This window comes from Alkalihalophilus marmarensis DSM 21297 (genome assembly GCF_000474275.2).
In the GTDB taxonomy this organism is placed as follows: Bacteria; Bacillota; Bacilli; order Bacillales; family Bacillaceae_D; genus Alkalihalophilus; species Alkalihalophilus marmarensis.
On sequence record NZ_ATAE01000008.1, the window covers coordinates 12570 to 27678 of the forward strand.

Here is a 15109-nt window from a genome sequence, read left to right on the forward strand (position 1 = left end):
AAGACAGATGAAACTTTATACGAGAACTGGTGATGAAGGAAAAACGAGTGTAATCGGAGGAAGATTATATAAGGATGATATAAGGGTTGAGGCATATGGTACAACGGATGAATTAAACAGTTTTATCGGCCAGGCTGTTACTCAGCTCAATCAAGAGAAATTTGCTGATATTGTAGGGGAACTTGAGAAAATTCAACATGAGCTATTTGATTGCGGCGGAGATCTTGCGATGGTAAAAGTGAGTGAGGAACGTCCATATAAAGCTAAGCAAGAGATCGTTGATTTTTTAGAAGAAAGAATCGACGAATACATCAAAGAAGCCCCGGAACTTGAGAGGTTTATTTTACCAGGAGGTTCACCTGTTGCAGCGACACTGCATATATGCAGAACAGTCACAAGAAGAGCCGAACGATTAACGACAAGACTGCAGCAAGAATCGCAGACAAACCCGATCGTTTTAAAGTATTTAAATCGCTTGTCTGATTATTTCTTTGCAGTTGCAAGAGTGGTCAATGCACGTCTTAATGTTCGTGATGTAGAGTACGAACGTAGTGCGCTCGTTTTTCGCAACGGAAAACGAAAAGAAGATAAGAAAGATACTAAGTAAGTAGGATAAGACACTAGGCTCAGCAGAGTTCCTAGTGTCTTTTTCTATTTAGCCAGAAAAAAGAAAAGGGTGATCATACCGTGCCATGTTCTTACATAATGTAGCAATGGAATGTATAGAGGAGTGTGAGAAGATGCGCAAAAGGTTATTGATTGCAGGATGTTTTTTGCTGTTAGGGGCATCTCCGGCTGTGGCAGAAACACCATTGACTGCTGGGGATCATATTGGTTATCCAATGAATGCAAAAGAAAGGGTTAAAACACCGCTTATTTGGCAGATTGAGCTTATTGATGAGCGGGATCAGTCCACTGAAGTGATTGAATTAAATGAGTTTGGATATCAACCTGGAAATACGGTTCAGCGCGATGAGCTGGTCGTTTTTGCCAAACAGCTTGCTGAAGCAATTGACACTCCGATGCGAAACCCGACGATAAATAAAGATGGAGTCATTACACCGGGGCAAGCGAGGGTGATTTTGGCGGAGGAAGAGTTAATAGACACCTTGTTACATGCCACATTTTTAGATAGTCAGATCCCGCTTCCTATCTATGTAACGGAGCCAACTGTATCAGAAGAGCAACTTGAGGGAATTGATTTGTATGAGATCGGCGCATTTACTACTTATTTTAACCCGAATGTAGCAGGCCGTTCTGAAAATATTAGATTGTCTGCCGGGTCAATCCAAGATTTTGTCCTTGGTCCTGGAGATCAATTTTCTTTTAATCAAGTCGTTGGAGAGCGAACAATTGAGCGTGGCTATAAGGAAGCGAAAGAAATTGTAAATAAGGAATTTGTGATGGGAGTTGGCGGAGGCATCTGTCAGACATCTTCAACCTTATATAATGCAGTAGAAGAAGCTGGTCTAGAAATGGTTGAGCGGATTACGCATTCTAAAGATATAGGCTACGTTCCGGCCGGGCGTGATGCGACAGTATCTTGGGGAGGGCCTGACTTCAAATTTAAAAACCCGCACTCTCATCCTGTGATCATACGCACGGAAGTTTCTCTTGAGCGAGGAGAGATCACGGTCAGTGTTCATTCAAATCAGCATATTACACCTTGAAGCTAAGCTCTTATGCTTAGCTTTTTTTGGTTCAGCTGGCAGACCATATTTGATTTTCCGCATAATTCACTCCCATCCATTTCATACTAATACATGAATGAGATGAGGAGGTGGAGAAGAGATGCTTGTTAGATGGATGAAACAACGTATGAAAAATCAACATCACCAGGAAACGATTGAAGACGTATATACGATGCTCACTAAATCAAGTGACTTTACTCAGTATGAACGCGAACAAAATCAACGTACATATGAAATTAGTTATTTTCAGACGATGATTGATATTGATCGCTTGCATCGCGATATCTTACTCCACCTAGAAAAAGCAGGATCAGAAGATTTAGCAGCACTCATTGAGCCTGTGCCTATCCAAAATAAACTTATTACAACAAAAGCGCAAGATGTTCGCGATAAAGTCATAGAAGGGTTTATCGCTATTCGTGATAAGAGTGACCCTTTTACTGTAGCTCTCATTGAAGCAGGGCTAGCTAGTGATCGGGAAGTAACAACCCCAGAGGTTGAGTTCAGTGTATCAGGACCCCAAGAAGCATTCATCGAATCAATTGATACAAATATTAACTTAATTCGAAAACGATTACCGCTTCCTCAGCTGCAAGTGAAGGAACTGACATTAGGAAAGCTGACAAAAACGAGAGTAGCGGTTATGTACGTAGAAGGACTAGTTGATGAAGCAAATTTAAATACGATGCTCCAGAGATTAAATGATCTCGAATATGATCAAGTGTTCGACTCAAGCAGTCTTGCTCAAATGATTACCGATAAAACAATGTCGATATTTCCTCAGCTCATTAATACTGAACGTCCTGAGCGAGTTTCTGCTGTGCTTGCTGAGGGTAAAGTAGCATTTCTGTGCGACGGTTCGCCTGAAGGTGTGTTTGGACCAGTAACCTTAGTTGAGTTTTTCTCTTCTTTAGAAGATTATTACCTACCATGGCAGATTGCATCTTCGTTACGTATGTTGCGTTTTATTTCAGTAGCCTTTTCCATTTTAGCCACACCTATTTATGTAGCGGTATTAACATACCATTACGAATTAATTCCTAAAGATCTCTTAGCAACCATTATGGCATCAAGGAGTAATATTCCTTTCCCGCCGTTAATAGAGGCCATCTTTTTAGAATTGACGATCGAGCTATTACGTGAAGCGGGGGCTAGACTCCCAACGAAAGTCGGTCAGACAATTGGTATCGTAGGAGGGATTGTCATCGGACAAGCCTCAGTTGAAGCTGGTTTAACGAGTAATGTTTTATTGATCATTGTTGCACTAGCAGCACTTGCATCATTTACGACACCAGTCTATCAAATGGGTAATACGATTCGTTTGATTCGTTTTCCGTTTATTGTTTCAGCGGCTTTATTAGGAGGAGTGGGTGTCGCTTTTTGCGGGTTATATACATTAGCTCATCTTCTTCATTTAACCTCGTTAGGAAGACCTTATTTATCACCGCTCTTCCCACCGAGAATAAAAGATTGGAAAGACGCATTTATCAGAATGCCATTTAACTATATGTCTGAAAGACCTGTTTACTTAAGGCCGAGAGATAAAGGGAGATTCAACTTTAAAAGAGCCATGGAAAAGCACGATATAGATGAATAACAAAAAATGAATAAAAGGTTATGTTGTAAGGGGGTGGTAGTATGGACAAACCGATTAAAGAACAGTATCTTGTTTCTGGCTTTTTAGTCTTCTTTTTGATTCACGGAATGCAGATTGGAATCGGTATTTTAGGGTTTCAGCGCGGTGTGGTCAAAGAGGCAGGGTATGATGCGTGGATTTCTGTACTAGGTGCAGGCATTTTTGTACACTTGATTATCTTTTGTATTTACTTATTAGCGAAGCGGTCAAATGGAGACCTGATATCGATTCACCAGCATCTATTTGGCAAATGGATTGGAAACACTCTAAGTTTCATTGTATGTGTCTATTTTGTCTGCTTAGCCTCCGTTGTTATGCGCGCTTACATTGAAATTATTCAAGTGTGGATGTTTATTGATCTGCCAACGTGGGTGATGGCCTTGATTGGATTTGGCCTATTCTATTATGTCGTAGCTGGGGGCTTTCGTTCTGTTGTCGGCTTGACATTCTTAGGTGTCATTATTCCCATACCTTTATTTTTAATTTTATTAATGCCGCTTGAGTTTGCCCATTTCATTAATTTAGTTCCAGTATTGAAGCATACCATAGTGGAACTTGCTTTAGGTGCAAAAGAAACGACATTAAGTTTTTTAGGCTTTGAGATATTGCTTTTATATTACCCTTTTCTAAAGAACAGGGAATTCACACAAAAGTGGGCACAGCTCGGAGCGTTTGCGACAACTTTTATCTATACCATCATCATGCTGATCAGTTTGGCTTTTTATTCCGAGGAACAATTAAATAAAACGATATGGGCTACACTCAGTCTCTTTAAAGTTGTGCAGCTGCCGTTTCTTGAAAGGTTTGAATACATTGGGGTCGCTCTTTGGGTCTTGTTTATTGCACCTAATATTGCCATTGCATTATGGGCAGCTAGCAGGGGAGCGAAACGAATCTTTCAGATGAATCAACGTATTGCCTTGTTTATTTCATTAGTTCTTGTGACGGTCATTATGATTTCTTTGCCGACTCGTCAAGAAATCGGGCTTTTTGCCGACTGGGTCAGTACGTTTGGTTTCTACTTTATCTTTGCTTATATTCCATTACTAGTGATTATTCAAACGATCGTAATGAAAGTGAAAAAAGGGAGGGGAGATCATGAGAAAACGACTTCTTTGTAACCTGTTTCTCCTGCTCTTCATCCTCTCAGGCTGTATTGAAACGAGAATTATTGATGAAATTGCCGTTATACGTACGGTTGCTTTTGATACGGACGGGGAGCAAAATCTTTCAATGACAATCAGTTTTCCTATATTTCTTGAACAAGGACAGGAAAATATTCAGGAAAGAGATATCATTAAAGCTGACTCTGAAACGGTAAAGGGGGCGAGAATTCTATTAACTGAAAAATCTCAGAAGCCTCTTGAGTTTGGTCAGCTGAATGTGGTGTTAATTGGTGAAGACCTTGCAGCAAGAGGAGTGGAAGAGGCTATTGATTCTCTTTATCGTGATGCTTCAGTAGGTAATCGGATCACGTTAGCTTTAGTAAAGGGCAGGGCACAAGATGTTATAGAAGCAAATTTAGGCGGGGGCGAACAGACCGGGGTTTACTTGTCTGACTTAGTTCAGCAAAATATGGAGACTAACACAGTTCCAGCAACGAACATGCACGAATTTTTGTTTAGTTTATATAATGACGCGAGGGACCCTTTCTTACCCGTTTTAGCCATTGAAGATAACCGGGTTGGAATAACCGGTACAGCTCTTTTTAAAGATGAAAAATACTTACGTACACTTACGTTAGATGATTCATTCATTTTAAAATTAATGACGACACCCACGAAAAGGGTGTCAAGGCAATTTTACGTGCAAACAGGAGATCAACAAGCTGTTGTTGTACTAGAAAAGATTTTCAGCAACCGAAAACGCTCAATTGATAAAACGGGACCTTTTCCAAGATATACAATTGAGATTGACATGCAGGCAGAAATCATTGATTATACGGGAGAAGAGAATTTGGATGAGGATGATTTAATTGCCGATATTGAAGCGCAAATTGAAGAGAAAATATCTACAAGAGGAAAAACATTGCTAGAACAGTTTCGAGACGAAGGGGTGGACCCTGTCGCAGTAGGTGAGAAATATCGAAGTACAACACGTGATTGGAAACCAGAACAGTGGGAAAGCGAAATTTATCAAACAATGGAATTTGAAGTGAAGACCAATGTCGAGATCCTTAGTTCTGGTGCGATTGAATAAGGTAGAAATGATTCAAGGTAGTATATATAAGGTTGGATAAAATACAAGGCATAAAATAATTGACGCTAGCATAAACTAATAAAGGTTTGAACAAAATGAAGGTGTCATACATTCGTTGTAGTGCATGTATGATCCTTTTTCATGAGGTAAGGAGGAAGAAATGGTCGACATTATTAAACGTTTTTGTATTGCAGTAGCATTAGGGTTGTGTATAGGAATTTTATTTTTAGGAACACAGACGGCTAAGGCAGAAGAAAAAAATAATGTATTGCAAGTAGATGAACAATCGCTTATTTGGCCTACGGTAGGTGAAGTTTCAGATACTTTTGGAACACGAGGGGGAAAACATTTCGGTATTGATATTGCTGCGGTAGAAGGGACGCCGGTCGTCTCAGCAGCAGACGGTGTGGTAAGTAAATCGTATTATTCTGATACATACGGAGAAGTCGTATTTATTGAACATGAAAATGGATATGAAACGGTCTATGCTCATTTGCATGACCGGTTTGTTTCAGAGGGACAAGCTATAGAGGGTGGATCACAGCTTGGGACTGTAGGTAATACCGGAAGATCTCAAGGAAATCACTTACATTTTGAAGTGCATGACGGGAGCTGGAATATTGATAAATCAGAAGCGATAGATCCTTTATTCGTCTTATCTGAAAAAGATTCGGACCGGTATGTAGCTTTGTCATTAGATTCTGCCTATGAAAATGATACAGAAGACGCTGAGGCTGTTTATGTTATGAGCAATCTACATGGAATGGGAAATGCGGGTGATCAAGAAAGACATGGTGTAGGACAACCAGTGAAGATGGTTGAGAGCGGGGACACATTATGGTCGATCAGTCAGCTGTATGATACATCTATTGAAGAGTTAATGGAGTGGAACGGGTTATCTGATGAGTCTATTATAGTAGGGGACTTATTGATTGTTGATCAATAAATATATTGAAGTGGCAAGCGTGCTGACGGTAGGCACGCTTATTTTTATGCGAAGAGAAGATTTACTTAACGATTTAATTGAAGATATACTTGAAGATTTACTTGATAATTTACTTTATGAAGAGCTCTGTAAAAAGAGAAAAGCATATGGTAAAATAATGTCTATGAAACTTGGAAAAGGTAGAAGGTTGTGGACATGAAGGAACGAGTCATAGTTAGTACTGAACTTTTTCAGTGGTTAAATCAACAAACGGATCTAACGTCCAATCAAGTGGACCTTGTAGATGGTTTTGTATTCATGCTTCAAAAAATGAATAAACACGGTTCTATTCGCTTAATAGGTGAACGTAAGGTACATCCAAGGTTTTGGAGGACTCATGATAAGACATTTGGATACAGGCTTATGGGAAAAAAGAAAAAAACACAGATTGCTCTTTTATATCAATTTTATGTAGATGTCGCTTTTGCGGAAGGACTGGTCTTTACAGAAAATGAAGCGATACAGCTGACAGACCGCGGAAAGATCTACTTGAGGATGCACCGGGAAGACCAGCTAGAAACTCTATTTCAACATATTTGGTAATGTGTGAAGGTGTCAGAATTTTTGAGAATTTGATACATTATGCTTTGGGGTTTGATACAATAAAAAGGACTATACATAACTTGTCTGGAGGCTGAAAATGAAGACTGATTACCATAATCACCTAGAAAAAGGTGAACTTACACTTGACTATTTGAAGCAGTTTACCGATCAAGCGAAAGCAAAGGACATCGAACATTTTGGTATTTCTGAACATGCTTATCATTTCTACCAAACAAAAGATATTTTAAGTAATCCATGGGTTGATGCTAGAAGATACTATGACATGGAGGACTATGTTTCTCTTTTTCATCAGGCATGGGATGCCAATATTGATGTGAAAATGTCCATTGAGATGGATTACACTCCCGGAAAGCACCAAGAAATGAAACATTTTATTGAGCAATATGATTTTGATTACGTGATTGGAAGTATTCACTGGGTTGGAGACTTTGGCATTGACTTAGCTGAGTTTAGAGCCGAGTGGGATAAACGAGATATATATGATACATATCGAGGGTATTACGACCAAGTTATTACATTAGCTGAGTCAAATTTATTTGATATCGTTGGGCATCTTGATTTGGTGAAGATATTTAAATATGTGCCAGAGGATGAATCGTTCCTGCTTGAGCAGTATGACAGGGCAACGACAGCTTTAGCTAATTCAAAAACATGCGTGGAAATTAGTACTGCGGGGCTTAGAAAGCCGGTAGGAGATCTGTACCCGGACCCGCGTCTATTGAAGATGTGCTATGACAAGAAGATCCCTATTGTACTGAGCTCTGATGCACATGAACCTGATCATGTCGGGGCTGACTTTGACCAAGCCATTGATTTTGCAAAATCAATCGGCTATACCTCACTTATGACATTTGAAAAAGGAAAACGAAAAGAAGTTCCTTTAGGATAAGCAAAACGAGATGGCAAGAAGCCATCTCGTTTTTATTTGTACTTATATTCGTTCGAATCAGATTAGCCTTCGATCTTATCAGCAAACTGAATATCTTCAATTTTGCGTACGGCCTTTAAAACGTCTTCTTCTACTGTTTTATCAACGGTAATCATCATGATGGCTTCGCCGCCTTCTTGCTTACGACCTACTTGCATTGTCGCAATATTTACATCATGTTCGGCTAATAATTGGCCAATGCGCCCGATTACCCCTGGTTTATCATTATGCTGGATATATAAAAGGTGGCCTTGTGGAATAAAATCAACATTAAAGCCATTAATGCTTACGATTCTTGCTCCGTATTCTTTGATATATGTTCCTTTAATGTCAAAATGACGGTCTTCACCGTGTACGACAGCATGAATTAAGTTAGAATAACCGAATGTATTTTCAACATGCTTCTCACCATAGGTAATGCCTCTTTCTTTAGCAATAAGAGCTGCATTGACATCATTTACGGCTGCATCTACGCGAGGCTGAAGGAAGCCTGCGATAAGGCTGCGTGTCGTAATTGATGTTTCAAGATCAGTAATATTTCCGCCGTAATACACTTCGATTTCTTGTACCGGGGTTTTCATAACTTGAGATAATAAGTTACCCATGCGCTTCGTTAAGTCATAATAAGGCTGGATTTTTTCATAAATCTCTTTAGATAAAGTAGGCAGGTTAATTGAATTTGTAGCCGGCTGCCCTTCAAGGAAACGGATCACTTCCTCAGAAACTTGTGATGCTACATTTAACTGCGCTTCTTTTGTAGAAGCTGCAATATGCGGAGTTGCAATGACATTATCAAACTCAAGCAGTTCCTTATCTTGTGCAGGTTCTTCTTCAAATACATCCAGAGCGGCACCAGCAATATGACCGTTGGCTAAATAATGTTTGAGGGCTGATTCATCAATAATTCCGCCTCGCGCACAGTTGATTAAGAAGACACCTTGTTTTGTTTTGGCGATATTCTCCATACCTAGAATACCCTTTGTTTCTTTTGTAAGAGGTGTATGAACAGTGATGATATCTGATTGCGCAAGAACATCATCTAAGCTAGCAGGTGTCACACCGATTTTTTCAGCTCTAGCCTTCGTTAAAAATGGATCAAAAACAAGTAAAGACATTTCAAAAGCGCGAGCTCTCTTAGCAATTTGTGTACCAATACGGCCAAAACCAACGATTCCTAATGTTTTTCCGCGAAGCTCAGAGCCTTGGAATGCTTTGCGATTCCATTCACCCGCTTTAATAGATGCATTAGCTTGAGGAATTTTACGTAATAATGAGCTAATCATGGCAAATGTGTGTTCAGCTGTAGAAATCGTATTTCCATCTGGTGCATTAACGACAACCACCCCGTGTTTCGTAGCAGCGTCTAAATCAATATTATCAACGCCGACTCCCGCACGAGCAACAATCTTTAGATTAGGCATTTTTTGCAGCAGTTCCTCTGTCACTTTCGTAGCGCTTCTCACGAGCAGAGCGTCGAATTGTGTAAGATCTTCTACCTCATCAACATAGGCTTCTACGCAATGTACATTGGCATTTTCGAGCAAAGGAAGCAACCCTTCTTGACTCATCGCATCAGATACTAAAATGTGATACTTAGCTGTTCTCTCTGTAGTTTTTTCTTTTTCAATCACTGCTTGCTTGTTCATTCTCCACCACTCCCTTAAATTATCCTTATCTAAAAATGATTTATTTGAGCAACATGGTTAGACCATGAAAGCGCTACAACAAAAAGAACCTTCTGCCCACACGAATCGAATCGTGAGGGGCGGAAGGTTCTAACCGCGGTGCCACCCTCATTTATGTGTTAGATATAACACATCTCAGGGGAGAATTATCTCCAAAGATAACGGATCATCCGAGCTGATCTACTCCAGTATGTTTCAATCAGCCAACTCAGAAGGGCTATCTGAAATGATCCATGTTAGTTCACACCAGCCACTAACTCTCTGTAAAATGGATTCCATTTCTTCATTCTTCATCAACGTTTTATAATTTATCATTCATTTTTATTAAGTCTAAGAACTCTAATTGTTTGATAATTTATCATATTAACATCTTTCTGTCAAACCTATTTTGAATGCGAGAGTACTTTATGAGAGTGCAATCTCTATTGGACAAAATACGATCAATAGATTCCTCTCCCAAAAGATTCCTCGTCTGCTTCTGATCCATCTAATTATTTCATATGGTAATAACAAGGGGTGATCAGATGGAATACACCGTAAAACAAGGCGATACACTGGCTAAAGTAGCCAATCAATTTGGCATTAGACCATTTGACTTATTGTTATTTAACTCACATCTTACTTCTGAAATCGACTATATTTATCCAGGCCAACTATTACATATTCCAGCCAGGACTGACAACCAAAATGCAGCTGGTAGTAGTTGGGAAGAATACGGACCAAGCGATCTTGAAAAAGATATTCCGCTTTTTCGTTCGATGGGTGCACGTGTGGAAGTAATTGGTTATTCTGTAATGAAAAAACCAATTTATGCGATTGTCATTGGCAGTGGGAAGAAATCCATTTTTTATTCAGCAGGATGGCATGCAAATGAGTGGCATACGACGAAATTTTTAGTGCAATTTTTAAAGGAATGCTTAGCAGCTGTTCATAAGAACAAAAAGATGTATGGGTATGATGTTGCAAAATGGTTAAAAGAGGTAAAGTTATTCGCCGTACCGCTTGTGAATCCTGACGGGGTCGAACTAGTTATGCAAGGGATCTATGATAAGCATCCTCATTATGATAAAGTGTTGCAAATAAACAAGGGGATGACTCGATTTGAGCATTGGTCAAGTAATATTAGAGGGGTGGATCTTAATCACCAGTGGCCTGCGGGGTGGGAGCGAGAAGCAGAGGAGAGTCCGCAAATGCCGTGGAGCAGACATTACAGCGGAACGGCCCCGCTCACTGAACCTGAGGCAAAGGCTGTATACAGATTAACGCTGCGCAATATGTTTAGCTATGTGTTGGCTTTTCACTCACAAGGACAAGTGATTTATTGGGGTTACAGAGGATACGAACCGAAAGAAAGTGAAGACATGGTCAAAAGATTGTCTTTGGCAAGCTCCTATACACCTGTTCATACGGCTGACAGTGACGGAGGGTATAAAGACTGGTTTATACAAGAAACTGGTAGGCCTGGCTTCACGATTGAGGTAGGAGTTGGAGTTAACCCCCTATCAAATCACAGCTATGCTGAAATATGGTCCAATGCCGTTATGCTGGCATTAGAAGGACTCACTCTCCATACTCTTTATAATGAAAAAAGCAGGCTGCCTTAAAAGGCAGTCTGCTTTAAATATAATAATGATCCTATTCAAATTTTAGTGCATCGCCATTAAATGATTCATCAGCGACTTTAATTGAATCTGTCGGACAACCTTCTTGAGCATCGATCATATCTTCTTCTAACTCTTCTGGAATTTCAGCCGTTCCTTGGTTATCATCAAGAATAACAAATGCAATGCCTTCATCGTCATAATCATAAATATCTGGAGCAGCGGCGCCACAAGCCCCACATGCGATACAAGTATCTTTGTCGACAATCGTATATTTAGCCATGATGTTCCCTCCATTTTGTTCTATTTATTAAATCCAACTCTAGAATAAGGTTGCAATAGCCTATGCATCTTCCTGATCTAGGGTGATTTGATTTTTGTACTTACCTATTGTAAAGCCGATTGATAAACTTTTCAACCAAATCATTCCTAAACTTTTTCATTTATAAAGTTTTTATGTTCGAATTTATAGTTTTATGTTCGATTGAGTATGTTAAATGGTCGTGTTCAAATCATGCTCTTATCATTATTCCCGCAGGTGATGCAAATAGCCCCTAAAGAAAGCGGAAATTTGATACAATCATTATATATTAGAAACGTGCAGCTAATTCGTGAGTAAGGCCTGTGATAGGAGATGAAATGAAACCATGATAATAAAGCAACTGATTGTTTTAACAGTGTTAAAAAGGTTCAAAGGAGAACGAACGATATATGGAGCCTATCACCTTCTTCACGGCAAAAAGTCTGCACAAACGATTCAAGATGGACATTATTATACACTGCTTCCGTATTTTGGTCTTTTCCCTAAGATGAAACGTGAAGAAATGGACGCGATAGCAGCTGCTTGTATGGAGAATGGGTATCTTAAGCCTTGTGATAAGGATTGTTATCTCGTTACGGAAAAGGGAGATACCGTGATTCGTGATACACTGGCAGAAACGCCGATGATTAGACACTTAAATGGATTTAAATATGGAAGGACAGGCATACTCTTTTGGCAGAGGTTTACGTTGTTTATTCAATCGTTGACACAGCTCCTATCACAGAGTGGATCTTTTATTCCAATCATTCAAGACCGCGCCATTCAAAAGTGGGTCAAGGCACGAATGCCGAACCAAAAAAACAAAAGGATTGATGTACTTCGACAATTACACATAGAGCTTAAGCATCTATTAGAACGTTTTCCAGATCGTTATGCTCTATTTATAGTTTTGCAACTGACAACAGAAAAGAAAGTTGGATATACCTCAGCCCAAGCTGCTCATACATGTGGGTTTAATGTGGAGGATGCTTGGATCATTCATCAAGCAATGCTTCATGAAATGCTTGAGGAGATGGAGAAGAACGAAAAAAAATTCCCAGTCTTACAAGTCTTTATTGAAAGAGATTCTAAATCAGCTGGTTGGACAAAGTCTGCTGACCAAACGGCTCGGCTCATACAGCAAGGTCATACATTAGACCAAATTGCAACGAAACGCAATTTAAAAAGGAGTACGATAGAAGATCATGTTATAGAAATTGCTCTTCAGCAGCCTGATTTTTCAATCAAGCCTTATGTGACTGAAGAAATTAAACATAAAATTTATGCGTTTATGAAGGAAAAAGGATCATCTGTAAAGTTACGGGATATTAAAGAGGCATTAGGTGATGAAGTATCTTACTTTATGATTCGCTTAGTTCTTGCAAGGAAGGAGGAATAATGATGGATCTAGAAAAGGAGCTATTCAAGTGGTTTGGCTATTCTACATTTAGAAGTGGTCAAAAAGAAATTGTAGCTGCCCTAATGGAAAATGAAGACGTATTAGCAGTTCTTCCCACGGGGATGGGGAAATCCATTTGTTATCAGCTTCCTGCTTTATTGAAGGAGGGGGTGACCATTATTGTATCTCCGCTTCTTTCTCTAATGGAGGATCAAGTCCAGCAGCTGCGCTCCATTGGAATTAAGCAAGTAGTAGCGATCAATAGCTTTATGAATCATCTTGAACGTGAAGAAGTTTTTCGTTCTTTGTCTACCTATAAATTGATTTATACGTCACCTGAAATGCTCCAATCTGATTATGTCTTACATAAATTGAGAAAACTGCAGATCTCATTATTTATTGTTGATGAAGCACACTGTATTTCTCAGTGGGGACATGAATTTAGAAGTGATTATTTACGCTTAGCACAAGTAAGAGAGAAATTATCCAATCCACCTTGCTTAGCAATTACAGCTACAGCTACACCTTATGTACAAAAAGATATTTGCTCGTATTTACAAATGAGTAAACCTAAATCATTTATTCATTCCGTCAACCGGCCGAATATTGCGGTCCAAGTAGAACAATACTTATCAACTGAAGAGAAGATGGAACGGTTACTTGAGCTGACATCAAAACTAGAAGGACCAGGTATGGTTTATTTTTCGAGCAGGCTGTGGAGTGAGGCAGCAGCTAGAAAACTACAAGAACGAGGCATTCAAGGTGTCAATTTTTATCATGGCGGTATGACAAATGATGATCGGCTTTTAATCCAACAGCAATTCATGCAAGGGGAACTTTCAATTATATGCTGTACAAGTGCATTTGGCATGGGAATTAATAAAGATAATATCCGGTACGTCATCCATTTTCACTATCCAACTCAAATGGAATCGTATGTACAAGAAATAGGACGTGCAGGGCGTGATGGGGAGAAAAGTATTGCGATTACACTATTTAGTGAAGAGGACCGCGGGCTTGCAAGACTGCTTTCAAAACGAGAACAATTAGATAACGAGCAACTGGTGCAGCTGCTTCTTGCACTCAGCCAAATGGAGGAAATGGATGAGAAGGCAGAGGCTGAACTTTGTGCCAAGCTTGGGTGCAGCGAAACAGCATGGAAAAATGTAAAAGTTTCATTAGAGGAAATGAACGTTTTAAAGGGTACCATGGTTCAACGGTTCTCAATCGATGCAGTATCGAGCATGTTAGCTGATTCATTTTTAAAATATCAAATCAATAAACAAAAACATTTATCTCAGTTTGAGACCTGGATGCACAGTAAAACGTGCAGGCGAAATGGGGTGTTGGCCTATTTTGAAGAAGAAGAAAAACAGATTCAAACAGAAGATTGCTGTGATGTTTGTGGGTTAACGCTTGAAACGTATTACATAAAAGAACAACTACATCATTATAATCAGCATGATGCGGAAAATTGGCAAGAGGAGCTGTCTATCAGGTTGTTCGGCAAGACAGGGGAATTATATGAATGAGAACGAACGAAAAATAGATCATTTAAGTGATAAAGAAATTTTAGCTAGCTTATATGGTTCACAAGCGGCCATGCTCTTAATTGGTTTGACAGGGGCTTACTTTGTTTTTGATGATTTATCCATGTTCCTGCAGTTACTTTCATTTACTTGGTATGAAACGATCGTAATAGGGGGCAGCTTTGCTCTGATTGTCGTTGGTGTTGATCTTTTAATGTACCGCGTTATTCCTTATCGTCATCTTGATGATGGCGGAATAAATGAACGAGTTTTTAAAGGGCGCAGTGTACTTCATATGATTATTTTATGTATGGTCATTGCTGTAGTAGAAGAGCTTTTATTTAGAGCGGTTTTACAAACAGCCTTCGGTTTAATTGCTGCAAGCATTATTTTTGCCCTTGTTCATGTGCGGTACTTAAAGAAACCAATCTTGTTTTCATTTGTATTGTTAGTTAGTTTTTCTCTGGGTCTTCTATTTGAATATACAAATAACCTTACTGTAACGATTTTTGCTCATTTTTTAATTGATTTTTTATTTGGGTTATTTTTAAGAAAAAAATCAAGAAAATAGGGAAATAAGATTCATTAAAA

Annotated in this window: 15 protein-coding genes and 1 other annotated feature; of the genes, 13 read left to right on the forward strand and 2 right to left on the reverse strand. The window is 39.2% G+C overall.

Annotation, left to right across the window (positions count from 1 at the left end; genetic code table 11):
• The first annotated feature begins 7 nt into the window (after positions 1–7).
• The 9 genes from A33I_RS03670 (at position 8) to A33I_RS03710 (ending at position 7964) form a co-directional block, all read left to right on the forward strand.
• The gene (locus A33I_RS03670; protein ID WP_022627103.1) at positions 8–607 is read left to right on the forward strand and encodes a cob(I)yrinic acid a,c-diamide adenosyltransferase; all 600 of its coding nucleotides are present in this window, start codon (positions 8–10) and stop codon (positions 605–607) included.
• 133 nt (positions 608–740) lie between these two features.
• Entirely contained in the window at positions 741–1670 is a 930-nt protein-coding gene (locus A33I_RS03675; protein WP_022627104.1) for a VanW family protein, read from the forward strand.
• A 121-nt stretch (positions 1671–1791) separates the two neighbouring features.
• Positions 1792–3288: a spore germination protein gene (locus tag A33I_RS03680; protein WP_022627105.1), complete on the forward strand. Its 1497-nt coding sequence runs from the start codon at positions 1792–1794 to the stop codon at positions 3286–3288.
• 41 nt (positions 3289–3329) lie between these two features.
• On the forward strand, positions 3330–4448 hold the full coding sequence (locus tag A33I_RS03685; RefSeq protein WP_022627106.1) for a GerAB/ArcD/ProY family transporter: 1119 nt from the start codon (positions 3330–3332) through the stop codon (positions 4446–4448).
• Entirely contained in the window at positions 4426–5526 is a 1101-nt protein-coding gene (locus tag A33I_RS03690; RefSeq protein WP_022627107.1) for a Ger(x)C family spore germination protein, read from the forward strand. Before A33I_RS03685 ends, A33I_RS03690 begins: the two co-directional genes overlap by 23 nt.
• 160 nt (positions 5527–5686) lie before the next feature.
• Positions 5687–6472 (forward strand): peptidoglycan DD-metalloendopeptidase family protein, encoded by a 786-nt coding sequence (locus tag A33I_RS03695; RefSeq protein WP_022627108.1) that lies wholly within the window; start codon positions 5687–5689, stop codon positions 6470–6472.
• Entirely contained in the window at positions 6459–6671 is a 213-nt protein-coding gene (locus tag A33I_RS03700) for a hypothetical protein (protein ID WP_022627109.1), read from the forward strand. Before A33I_RS03695 ends, A33I_RS03700 begins: the two co-directional genes overlap by 14 nt.
• Positions 6668–7054 (forward strand): hypothetical protein, encoded by a 387-nt coding sequence (locus tag A33I_RS03705; protein ID WP_022627110.1) that lies wholly within the window; start codon positions 6668–6670, stop codon positions 7052–7054. The genes A33I_RS03700 and A33I_RS03705 overlap by 4 nt, the downstream gene beginning before the upstream one ends.
• 97 nt (positions 7055–7151) lie before the next feature.
• Positions 7152–7964 carry a histidinol-phosphatase gene (locus tag A33I_RS03710; protein ID WP_022627111.1) on the forward strand — a complete coding sequence of 271 codons (813 nt, stop codon included), beginning with the start codon at positions 7152–7154 and terminating at the stop codon, positions 7962–7964.
• A 62-nt stretch (positions 7965–8026) separates the two neighbouring features.
• Here the strand turns inward: A33I_RS03710 and serA are convergent, their stop codons facing one another.
• A complete protein-coding gene (gene serA, locus A33I_RS03715) occupies positions 8027–9649 on the reverse strand; it encodes a phosphoglycerate dehydrogenase (RefSeq protein ID WP_022627112.1) in 1623 nt (540 codons plus the stop codon).
• A 112-nt stretch (positions 9650–9761) separates the two neighbouring features.
• Positions 9762–9994, reverse strand: a binding site (T-box leader).
• Positions 9995–10212: 218 nt separating this feature from the next.
• Between serA and A33I_RS03720 the strand changes: the two genes are divergently transcribed.
• Positions 10213–11292, forward strand: coding sequence for a M14 family metallopeptidase (locus A33I_RS03720; RefSeq protein WP_022627113.1), 1080 nt, complete (start codon positions 10213–10215; stop codon positions 11290–11292).
• Between the two features lie 31 nt (positions 11293–11323).
• Here A33I_RS03720 and A33I_RS03725 read toward each other — a convergent pair whose 3' ends face one another.
• Complete coding sequence (locus A33I_RS03725) at positions 11324–11572, reverse strand: ferredoxin (RefSeq protein WP_022627114.1); 249 nt, start codon at positions 11570–11572, stop codon at positions 11324–11326.
• Between the two features lie 364 nt (positions 11573–11936).
• On the opposite strand from A33I_RS03725, the gene A33I_RS03730 reads away from it, so the two are divergent.
• From A33I_RS03730 to A33I_RS03740, 3 genes are read left to right on the forward strand one after another with little or no spacing between them, the layout of a single operon-like run.
• Complete coding sequence (locus A33I_RS03730; protein ID WP_022627115.1) at positions 11937–12989, forward strand: YpbB family protein; 1053 nt, start codon at positions 11937–11939, stop codon at positions 12987–12989.
• Between the two features lie 2 nt (positions 12990–12991).
• Entirely contained in the window at positions 12992–14521 is a 1530-nt protein-coding gene (locus A33I_RS03735; RefSeq protein WP_022627116.1) for a RecQ family ATP-dependent DNA helicase, read from the forward strand.
• Positions 14514–15089, forward strand: coding sequence for a CPBP family intramembrane glutamic endopeptidase (locus A33I_RS03740; RefSeq protein WP_022627117.1), 576 nt, complete (start codon positions 14514–14516; stop codon positions 15087–15089). The genes A33I_RS03735 and A33I_RS03740 overlap by 8 nt, the downstream gene beginning before the upstream one ends.
• The last annotated feature ends 20 nt before the right edge of the window (positions 15090–15109 follow it).

Excerpts from the sequence above, each read along its gene's own strand:
- A33I_RS03670 (WP_022627103.1), top strand. The coding sequence starts at position 8 with ATGAAACTTTATACGAGAACTGGTGATGAAGGAAAAACGAGTGTAATC.
- A33I_RS03675 (WP_022627104.1), top strand. The coding sequence starts at position 741 with ATGCGCAAAAGGTTATTGATTGCAGGATGTTTTTTGCTGTTAGGGGCA.
- A33I_RS03680 (WP_022627105.1), top strand. The coding sequence starts at position 1,792 with ATGCTTGTTAGATGGATGAAACAACGTATGAAAAATCAACATCACCAG.
- A33I_RS03685 (WP_022627106.1), top strand. The coding sequence starts at position 3,330 with ATGGACAAACCGATTAAAGAACAGTATCTTGTTTCTGGCTTTTTAGTC.
- A33I_RS03690 (WP_022627107.1), top strand. The coding sequence starts at position 4,426 with ATGAGAAAACGACTTCTTTGTAACCTGTTTCTCCTGCTCTTCATCCTC.
- A33I_RS03695 (WP_022627108.1), top strand. The coding sequence starts at position 5,687 with ATGGTCGACATTATTAAACGTTTTTGTATTGCAGTAGCATTAGGGTTG.
- A33I_RS03705 (WP_022627110.1), top strand. The coding sequence starts at position 6,668 with ATGAAGGAACGAGTCATAGTTAGTACTGAACTTTTTCAGTGGTTAAAT.
- A33I_RS03710 (WP_022627111.1), top strand. The coding sequence starts at position 7,152 with ATGAAGACTGATTACCATAATCACCTAGAAAAAGGTGAACTTACACTT.
- serA (WP_022627112.1), bottom strand. The coding sequence starts at position 9,649 with ATGAACAAGCAAGCAGTGATTGAAAAAGAAAAAACTACAGAGAGAACA.
- A33I_RS03720 (WP_022627113.1), top strand. The coding sequence starts at position 10,213 with ATGGAATACACCGTAAAACAAGGCGATACACTGGCTAAAGTAGCCAAT.
- A33I_RS03725 (WP_022627114.1), bottom strand. The coding sequence starts at position 11,572 with ATGGCTAAATATACGATTGTCGACAAAGATACTTGTATCGCATGTGGG.
- A33I_RS03730 (WP_022627115.1), top strand. The coding sequence starts at position 11,937 with ATGATAATAAAGCAACTGATTGTTTTAACAGTGTTAAAAAGGTTCAAA.
- A33I_RS03735 (WP_022627116.1), top strand. The coding sequence starts at position 12,992 with ATGGATCTAGAAAAGGAGCTATTCAAGTGGTTTGGCTATTCTACATTT.
- A33I_RS03740 (WP_022627117.1), top strand. The coding sequence starts at position 14,514 with ATGAATGAGAACGAACGAAAAATAGATCATTTAAGTGATAAAGAAATT.